This is a genomic window from Chryseobacterium mucoviscidosis (genome assembly GCF_002177115.1).
GTDB lineage: Bacteria > Bacteroidota > Bacteroidia > Flavobacteriales > Weeksellaceae > Chryseobacterium > Chryseobacterium mucoviscidosis.
Map to the genome: position 1 here is coordinate 87,194 of NZ_MVAG01000088.1, position 9,094 is coordinate 96,287.

General features: G+C 34.4%; 4 protein-coding genes. All 4 read left to right on the top strand.

Going from position 1 to position 9,094, the window contains the following annotated elements; all coding sequences use genetic code 11:
- The first annotated feature begins 327 nt into the window (after positions 1-327).
- The 4 genes from B0E34_RS05625 (at position 328) to B0E34_RS05640 (ending at position 8,951) form a co-directional block, all read left to right on the top strand.
- Positions 328-1,986, top strand: coding sequence for a T9SS type A sorting domain-containing protein (locus tag B0E34_RS05625; protein WP_087707734.1), 1,659 nt, complete (start codon positions 328-330; stop codon positions 1,984-1,986).
- Between the two features lie 3 nt (positions 1,987-1,989).
- The gene (locus tag B0E34_RS05630; RefSeq protein WP_087707737.1) at positions 1,990-4,761 is read left to right on the top strand and encodes a hypothetical protein; all 2,772 of its coding nucleotides are present in this window, start codon (positions 1,990-1,992) and stop codon (positions 4,759-4,761) included.
- 77 nt (positions 4,762-4,838) lie between these two features.
- Entirely contained in the window at positions 4,839-8,534 is a 3,696-nt protein-coding gene (locus B0E34_RS05635) for a DUF6443 domain-containing protein (protein WP_087707740.1), read from the top strand.
- Positions 8,535-8,951 (top strand): hypothetical protein, encoded by a 417-nt coding sequence (locus B0E34_RS05640; RefSeq protein WP_087707744.1) that lies wholly within the window; start codon positions 8,535-8,537, stop codon positions 8,949-8,951.
- Positions 8,952-9,094 lie beyond the last annotated feature (143 nt).

Here is a 9,094-nt window from a genome sequence, read left to right on the forward strand (position 1 = left end):
ATACATTTTAAAAAATTTCACCATGATTTCCAACCTTTTTCAAAAAAATTGCATCCTTTAAAATAAAGCGACATGTTTTGTCGTTAATGGATTGTAATTTTGCAGAAGATTAAAAAGGATGAGATTTTCTTTCTACCATTCTGAACAAAAATTAATAAAGACAAGCTGCTAAAAGCTCATAAAAAACTAAAAAACCATGATTAAAACAAATAAATTTCGGACAGATTCTATTCAGAACAACTCTTTAAGAATGTGGATTTCCAGATTTTTCTAAGCATTCCCTTTCTTAATTTTCACCTTATAATAACTTTTAAAATTACACGACACATGAAAAAACTCGCCATGAGTATGCTCACCTTGTGCAGCATTCTGGGTGTTTCCGCCCAGGAAGTAGTCTGGCAGAAAGACATCCGGTCTTCTACGCAGGACTTTCTCTCACAGATCACCACGACCATCGATCAACAGTATTTAATTACCGGAAGCAGCATCCGTCCTGACAAAAATCAACCAGCATCTGACAACAAAAAGCAGAACAACGGTTACGATTTCCATTTGGTTAAACTCAACCAGCAGGGCGAAGAAGTCTGGAAAAAATATTTCTCAGGGAAAAACCATGACTTTCTTTCGGCAACGGTTAACACTCAGGAAGGCGGATTTCTTCTGGCAGGTTCCAGTTATTCAGGAAAAGGGCTGGATAAAAAAGACGACTCCAAAGGAGGCAGTGATTTCTGGCTGATCAGAATCAACGAATTTGGCGATGAATTATGGCAGAAAACCATAGGCGGAACTTCGGATGAAGAAGCACGAGCCGTGATTCAGACCACTGATATGGGGTTCTTTGTTGCAGGAAATACAACCCTTCCCTTCGACTCCGCTCAGGGTAAACAAGCTCAGGATCCGAAAATGAAGGGCTACGGTTCCAAAGATGTTTTGGTGGTACGACTGGATAAAAACGGAAAAGAATTATCCCAATTGATTTTAGGCGGAAAAGGATTGGATGAAGTGGAAAAGATGATTCCCACTAAGGATGGAGGTGCTTTATTGGGAGTGTATTCCAGAAGCGCAGCTTTGGCAGGAAGCGGGAAGACGGAGGCAGGAAGTAATAAAACCATCAACTATCAACCAAAAACAAGCAACAATTTTGGCGAAGGCGATTACTGGATCGTTAAGCTTTCGAAAGACGGAAAAGTAGAATGGGAAAAGAATTTCGGAGGAAAAGGCGACGATCATGTAAGAACACTGGCACTGACTTCAACAGGCTATCTGATCGGAGGGGAATCCAGATCGGAAAGATCGGGAAACAAATCAGTTGATATTGAAGAGGGAACCGATCTTTGGCTAATCTCCATTGATGAAAGAGGCGAAGAAATCTGGCAGAAATCCTACAGCTTTAAAAACCGGGATGTTCTGATGGGAATGAGCGTCATTGCCGGGAAGCAGGAAGATGGAAGTGGGAAGTCCAAAGGGATTCTTTTAGGCGGTTACACACAGGCGGAAGGCAGGATTGAAAATGATGACGAGACTTTCTGGATGCTGTATCTCGACCAGAACGGAAACGAGCAGTGGAGAAAGCACGTGAAAGGAGAATCCCGAAAAAAAGAAGAGAGATTATCTGATATTAAGCTGAACCGTGACGGATCGATTATACTCGCAGGAACCAGCGCAGAAGAACTGGGAAAAGAAAACTGGAAGATCGTGAAGCTTGGTGACAGACAGGTTGACCAACTGATCGAAAAACAGGATATCAGGATCTACCCGAACCCGGTAACGGATTATGTGTATGTGGAGCTTGGGTTTGAGGGCTTGAGAGAAGGAACGTTTGAGGCTGAAATTGCGGTGTACGATATGGGCGGAAGAAAGCTTGAAACGGTGAAAACAAAAAATAAGATCACCAAAATCAATACCCAGCCTCTGATTCAGGGGGCGTATCTGGTAGTAGTGAAGACCAATGACAAAACGGCGAACGCCAAATTGATTAAAAAATAAAAAATGAAGAAAATATTTTTATTAGCATTATATCTTTTAAGCTGTAGCCTATATTTAGGTCAACAGGAAAGTCAAAATATTGGAGTGACTCAACCAACTCCAACGGCTGCTTCTTTAACAGCATATAAAAATATCCCGGTCTCAATTCAGACCGGAGTTCCAAATATATCTTATCCATTAATTAACTTATCTACTAACAGTAAAAAAGTTGAAATAAATCTTGGATTAAACTATCATACTGCTAACGTTTCCGAGGATAAATGGGCAAGTAATGTTGGTAAAGGCTGGTCTTTATTAGGAACAGGAGTCATTTCAAGAGAAATAATAGATGATTTTGATGAGTCATTTGATGATGCTACTTTCCATAAATATCAAAAAAATTATTTTGATGATATTTACAATTTTAGCATTCCTGGAGAGACTGGAAAATTTAGGATTATAAGAGATACAATTAATAATACATTTCAAATCACAAAATTAAGTAATTATACAGCTAAGGTAGAATATATTAGAAATAGTAATACTGCAACACTAATAATAGATTCTTTTATCGTAACTAGTGATACTGGTATAAAATATAAGTTCGAAAACTATGATTTGGATATAATGACGGTTTGGAGGTGGAATCATCCATTGACAGGCCCAAAATACTCCGAAGGAAAATATAGAAGCGCTTTTTACCTGACATCTATTTATGATGAAAATGATAATGAATTAGCAAGATATACTTATATAAAGGATTTGAAGTATCCTCCAGGCGTAGATCAGGTTACGGAAACAGAAACCAATAAGCTGGTGAGTATCGAAGTAAAAGATCAGGGAATTATAGAAATTAATACATCTAAGGAAGATGTTGCTAATACAAAAAACGACAATTTCCGGATCAATGATATAATTTTAAAAACCTTTGATAATCGTTTTATTAAAAAATACCATTTTAATTATTCTTATACACTACCATTAACCAGAAATTTAGATTCGTTTCAACAGGTTGATATTAATGGAGATATAATTGAAAAGTATAGTTTTTACTATACGGGAATACAAAATGGATTTGAGTCTGAAGACGAAATATCTGCAACTGTTTTAAGAAGAATTCAATTACCAACAGGAGGTATAATAGAATATGATTTCGATTTAATTCCTTACTCATTTATAACTGAATACATTCAACATCCAGCACCTACAACACCTTACGGAAGTATTTCTTTTAGTAACATCAATTCAAATACGAAAAAATATTTTTTCACGGTAAATACTACAAGTGATATTACAATAGATGCAAATATTGCAAATCTATCTGATCATACTTGGGCATTACAATTTTATAGAAAAGTTGGCAGCTCTTTTCAACTCTCTCCTTATTCAATTGGAACACCTGTTGATCCCGACCCGGGATATCCTTTACAGCAAATTAGAACATTTGAGCCCGGAGAATATTATGTTGAATTATTTACTAATGATATGTTCGTTAATTTATCATCTGATGTTACATTTGAAGCAGCGATCAGAACGGGAGATCCATTTACAACAAATGTTCTAAAAATGGCTAAAGGACTTCCAAGAATAAAAAAGATAAAATCTTTAAATGTAGATTATAATAACACATATAATGCAATGCCATCCGGAATTGAGGAATATGAATATAGTATGTTCGATAATCCTGCTACGTCTAGTGGTGAAATTATAGAAGGAGGTTCTAAAGATGGACTTATAATGTATAATCCTGTAATTATTTACAAAAATGTTAAAGTTTCAAACGGGAACAATAATGGCTATACTAAATATTATTTTAAAGCTCCAAGCAATTATCCTTTCAATCAAGGTTTTTGGCCAAATTATAATCTTACAAGAGAAGGTCTTATCAATAAAAAAGAAATATATAATTCTCTAAATCAGAAACTATCCGAAGATCTTTTTGATTATACTTTTGAGGAATTTGGACCACAATATTTAGTAGCCCCAAGCAATGTCTCCGCAAATTTTCTTATCAAAACGACTTGGTTAAAAAATGAAAAGGTAACATCAAAAAGTTTTTTTGACTCCGGAGTGTTGGAAACACAAAGAGAAATTATAAGAAATACCAATAATTTTAAAACAAGTTTGGAAAGAAGTACATCTTTTGATGGATCTATTCAGGAAACAAGTTATCAATATCCATTTGATAAAAATAATCAAAAACTTCTTAATGCTAATATTACAGGGATTCCTTTGGAAACAACATTGGTTGTAAAGAAAAATTCTTCGGATGTAAGCAAATTGATTTCAAGATCTGAAACTAAATTTGATAATGTTTCTCATTTCTTCCCAACCTCAACAGTTTCTTATGATTCTCAAAACAATATATCTTCAGAAGCGGTATTCAATCAGTATGATGCTAAAGGTAATTTAGAGCAGTATACCACTAAAGATGGAATTCCTGTTTCTGTAGTCTGGGGATACAACAAAACACTGCCGATAGCTAAAATTGAAGGAGCAACTTACAGCCAGATTTCATCATATACATCAGATATTATTACAAAATCAAATGCAGATGTTGATGTTTCCAGTGAAAAACTCTTACAGGATGCTTTAGATATCTTTAGAAATAATGCAGCATTCTCAAGCTATCAAATTACAACGTATGTTTATGACCCTTTGATTGGAATGAAAAGTTCTACACCTCCTTCAGGAATAAGAGAAATTTACAAATACGATAAAGCCAATAGATTAGAACAGATCATTGATGAGAATGGAAAAGTGCTGAAAAAATACCAATATAACTACAAACAATAATTTATGAGTAATAAGTACTCGGAAATAAATATTCATTTGCCGATCTCTTATACTTTATAACTTAATTTTTATCAACTATGAAAAAAATATTTTTAAGCAATATATTCTTGTTTGTAATGGTATTAGTCCATGCTCAGACAAGCACAGAAAACTATATACAAAGTACAACCTGCTTAGATGCAGATTGTGTAAAAAAGACGGTAACTGTACAGTATTTTGATCTTTTAGGGAGACCAAAACAAATAGTTAATGTAAAGGCTACACCATCAGAAAAAGATTTGGTTACCCCGATTGTATATGATGATTTAGGAAGGCAAACAAGAACTTATCTTCCTGTACCTCAAAACTCCACAGCCAATGGAGCTGTTTATTCGCAAACATCAGATATGGCGGCATATCCGGTTCAGGATATTACAAATTTTTATGCTGGTGAAAAAGTATATACAGAAAAATCATTTGAGAAATCGCCATTAGAAAGGGTTTTACAACAAAAACAGGTCGGAAATAGCTGGGATACAAAACCTGTTACTTTTGGATATGATGTAAACAATTCATCAGATCATGTAAAAAGATATGATGTTACAACCACTTGGAATCCTACCGATAAACTTTATAATAATCAGCTACACCCTGAAACCGAATACGGAACGGGCAAGCTTATCAAGAACACCGTTACCGATGAAGATGGAAACAAGGTTATAGAGTTTAAAGACGGTTCCGGGCAGACAATCCTTCTAAGAAAAGTAATAGATGACAATCACGGTGCAGATACCTATTACGTTTACAACGAATATAAACAATTGGTATACGTTATTCCTCCTTTGGCTTCAGCTTCAATTTTAAACGGGACTGTTTTAGACAATTTATGTTACCAATACAAGTATGACAGTAAAAGCAGACTGGCAGAGAAAAAACTTCCCGGGAAAGATTGGGATTTTATGGTGTATGATAAACAGGATAGGCTTGTGTTGTCTCAAGATGGTCTCTTAAGAACCATCAATAATAATTTCGCTGCTAAAGGGTGGTTATTTTCTAAATACGATGAATTTGGAAGAATTGTCTATTCAGGGTTCTTTGCCAACACCTCATCCAGAATTGCCATGCAGACTGCAATCAATAACATGGTTGCCAATTCCGGAAATAATGAGAAAAGGGATAATGCCAATCCTATTGTGCAGAATGGCGAAAATATTTATTATTCTAAAAATGCTTTTCCTACAGGAAGCATGACCATTCTTACCGTTAATTATTATGACACTTATCCATCTCTCCCTACCGGAGCAGAGATTCCAAATTCCATCATCAATCAGGAAGTACTAAAGCAACCGGGACAAAATATAACACCTAAAAGCACAAGAACTCTACCTTTGGCATCATATATCAAAAATATAGATGATAATAACTGGACAAAGAATTTTAGTTATTATGATGAAAAAGGAAGAGTGATCGGTACTTATTCTATCAACCATTTAGGAGGATATACCAGAACGGAATCTGAACTGGATTTTACCGGAATGGTGAAAAACAGCAATATCTATCATCTAAGAAAACAAGGCGAAGCAGGAATTGCTATAAAAGAAAGATTTATTTATGATTCCCAAAACAGATTGCGACAGCATTATCATCGGGTAGATAATAAGCCGGAAGAGCTTTTGGCAGAAAATTTTTACGATGAATTATCCCAACTGAAAAATAAAAAAGTTGGAAACAATCTGCAGAGTATAGATTATTCTTATAACATTCGTGGCTGGATGACGGGAATCAATAAAGATCAGATGGCGATGCCTGATCTTGGAGGAAAACTCTTTTCGTATAAAATAAAATACAACGAAAAAGAGGGAATCGATAATCCGGATTCTGTATTGTTTCCAGGCAAAAATGTTGTTCCGAGATATAACGGAAATATCGCCGAAATAGACTGGAGAACAAAAGAAGAAAATGCTTCTTTAACTCCCAAAAGATATGGTTATGCTTATGATAAATTAAATAGGTTAACGGCAGGTTACTACCAAAATCCTGATAATCCAAATAATAAAGAAAATACAGAATCTTTATTGTATGATCTGAACGGAAACATCACCAATTTATACAGAACTTCTATTCCTGAATTTGGAAATACTACGGCAACGGTTATTGATAAACTTGAATATATCTATGATGGAAAAAATCAGGTTTCAAAAATTAATGATATTTCCCAAAACCCTTCAGGATACGAAGGCGGTGGAAATACCATTACGTACGACATCAATGGGAATATGAAAAGCATGGTGGATAAAAACATCAAAGCCATTACCTATAACTTTTTGAATCTTCCTAAAAAAATTGAATACGGAGGTGGAACAATCAGTATAGATTATCTTTATAATGCAGCGGGAACCAAGCTTCAGAAAAAATATCCAAGAACGGAATGTGGTATTATGAATTGTACTACTTTTATGGATGTTACAGATTATCTGGACGGATTCCAGTACTTATCTAGCATTAGTTCAGGAAATGGCGGCGGTGGCGACCCTGTAGAAATGTTGAGTTTCTCTGAGAAATCTTCAAGAGCCATGGAAATGCAGGCTTTTTCGAGGGAATCTAAGACTGTTCCACAAGCCATTAAAACTCAGGATCTACAGTTTTTTACAACATCGGAAGGTTTTTACGATTACACAAAAGATCAGTATATTTACCAATATTTAGATCATCTAGGAAATGTAAGGGTTTCTTACGGAAGAAACAGCGCAGGAGTTCTTGAGATTACAGATAAAAATGATTATTACCCTTTTGGGATGAATCATTTTGGAACGGGTAGTGCAATGTTCGGACAGGGAACTTACAAAAACCATAAATACAATGGTAAAGAGCTTCAGGAAACAGGCATGTATGATTACGGCGCAAGGATGTATATGGCAGATATTGGAAGATGGGGTGTCATGGATGCAATGTCTGAAAAATCAAGAAGATGGAGTCCTTATCATTATGCTTATAATAATCCTATCCGTTTTATAGATCCTGATGGTAACTTTGCGGTTACTTATTCTGGTGAAGCTGCACAGCAGGCGTTTACGGCTTATAAAGCAAGTATGTCTATAAGTGCAGAAACAGGAAATAGTAATTCCTTTACAGGATTTAATTTTGAAAGTCCTTTTGTTGGTGGAGGAAGCTCACCTACTTTTCAATTTCCGAAGGGAACTGAAGAATATTATAAAAAGAATTTTCCGGCTTTCTATGACTTAGTAAAAAACAAGTTACCTAATATGATTAAGGATGAAAAGTTTATGTCAGCCTTAAGTACAGCAAGTGGCTTTTCAATAGATGAATTAAAAGAAATATTCACATATGGAAAAGGAATGGAGCTTAAAGTAATGGACTTATCATTTGGTGATGCTGAATATTTACATGGAGGTTTAACGGAAGGAAGCACATTAAACACAGCAGCCATTCAAACCGCACTAGCTAACTGGTTTGAAAAAGCTAATAAAGATACAAACTCGATTGAAGGGCTATCAAATTTACTATATACTAGCGCAGTAATTGCCCATGAAACAGCTCACTGGGGAGATGATTTAGGCAAAAGAAAATCAAATTATGAAGATATTGCAAATTTCATGTTAAAAAATCAAGGATTTAGACCAACCGATGTAGGTAACTTTTTTGAGTATAAAGCTTTTGGAAGAGGAGAACAAGGTATTGGGATAGGACATTATAATACTGAAGTATCAGGAAATATCATTAATTATGTAAAAGCCAACTTTAAATTATTGCAAAGTATTTTTAAAACAAAATAAATGAAAAAGTCTATCAAAATTTTAAATATATTATTACTACTTGTATTGTTTTCCTGTGTAAATATCAAAAGTAATAAGCAAAAAGATATTTTTTTATCAGAATTTTTTAATACTGAATCCGTTTATAATAGTTTAATTGATTACTATTCAAATAAATCTATTATTATATACGATAAAGAAAAATTATTGGTTCAAAATTCAAAAGAATATGGAATTAATAACAAAGTTATAGATATAGTAATTGAAAAGCCCAACAAAGATTATTTTGTAGTTTATAATTTTACTTTAAATAAAAATTTAGCGACAATTGTATTAGCTACTTCTAATATGGATTACGGCGTAATTTATTATTTGAAAAGAAATAATGAAAATGAAAAATGGAAAATTATGAATATAATTCCTAAAAATAGTCGGTAATATTCATTCGTGAGCAATAATAAAAAAAACCACCGCTTTGCGGTGGTTTTTTTTTATTTAGAAAACCCCCTGATCTCGCGGATTTGTAATCCGTGAGCAATAATAAAGAACCCACTGCAATTGCGGTGGGTTTTATGTTTTAT

Bases quoted from the DNA above. Each gene is read 5' to 3' on its own strand.
- B0E34_RS05625 (WP_087707734.1), top strand. From the start codon at position 328: ATGAAAAAACTCGCCATGAGTATGCTCACCTTGTGCAGCATTCTGGGT.
- B0E34_RS05630 (WP_087707737.1), top strand. From the start codon at position 1,990: ATGAAGAAAATATTTTTATTAGCATTATATCTTTTAAGCTGTAGCCTA.
- B0E34_RS05635 (WP_087707740.1), top strand. From the start codon at position 4,839: ATGAAAAAAATATTTTTAAGCAATATATTCTTGTTTGTAATGGTATTA.
- B0E34_RS05640 (WP_087707744.1), top strand. From the start codon at position 8,535: ATGAAAAAGTCTATCAAAATTTTAAATATATTATTACTACTTGTATTG.